The 808-nt window shown below is 43.7% G+C and carries 1 protein-coding gene; it reads right to left on the bottom strand.

Going from position 1 to position 808, the window contains the following annotated elements:
• Nucleotides 1–738: biotin/lipoyl-binding protein (locus BCT81_RS28115; protein WP_133152761.1), on the bottom strand; the 738-nt coding region annotated here is incomplete at its 3' end.
• Nucleotides 739–808 lie beyond the last annotated feature (70 nt).

The raw sequence follows: 808 nt of genomic DNA, 5'->3' as shown, positions 1-808 counted from the left end.
TCGTTGCAGCTTAAGCAATTCAATTCTTGGTACCACGCCTTCGTCGGCAAGCGGTTTGGTGATGTCCAGTTCTTGGCGAGCAAATTGGTAACTCTGCTTTAGGTTTCGCACACGCGCTTTTATCTCGACAAGGTCTTGTTGTTTCTGTTCAACTTGTTGATCAAAAACGGAAAGTTGGTTTTTAAGGTTGTTTAAATCTTGGCGGTATTCTGCTTTTTGACGATTAACCAGCTCAGGTTGAACCTCGTAGAACTTAGGTGGGAAAGCGAGTTTTCCATAATCGAGAGTGACACTTTTCTTCCACTCTTTTTCGTTAAAGTCTTCATTGATTACTACGCTGGTTAACGATGCGGAAAGCATCAATACGTTGGCAGTTAAGTTGGCAACTTGCTGTTCACGTTCACGGAAGTCAGAGCGGAATCGAGTGTCATCGATCAATAGCAGTTGTTGGCCTTTTTGAACCTGTTGACCTTCTTTAACTAAGATCTCTTTAACTAGGCCACCTTCAAGGTTTTGCACAACTTGGATCTGGGAAGAGGGGATCACTTTGCCCTGCCCGACAGTAACCTTGTCGATTTCCGCCCAAGCGGACCACCCAATAGCAGCAATAAAGAACAGAACGATCATCCACAACATGATACGCGCACTGGTCGGCGTATTGAGTAGTAGTGCCGCGGTTTTATCGTCGACGTACTCAAGTTCGGTTTCGTTCAATTTGCTGAAATTCTTCTGGCTCATAACAGTCCTTGTTTGCTGAATAAAAGTGCAAGCCTATTGAGTGTATTCTTACTTTTGATAAATGTTAAGA

Source organism: Vibrio sp. 10N.261.52.A1, assembly GCF_002876325.1.
Taxonomy (GTDB): Bacteria; Pseudomonadota; Gammaproteobacteria; order Enterobacterales; family Vibrionaceae; genus Vibrio; species Vibrio chagasii.
This window is presented reverse-complemented; position numbering and strand designations above follow the sequence as displayed.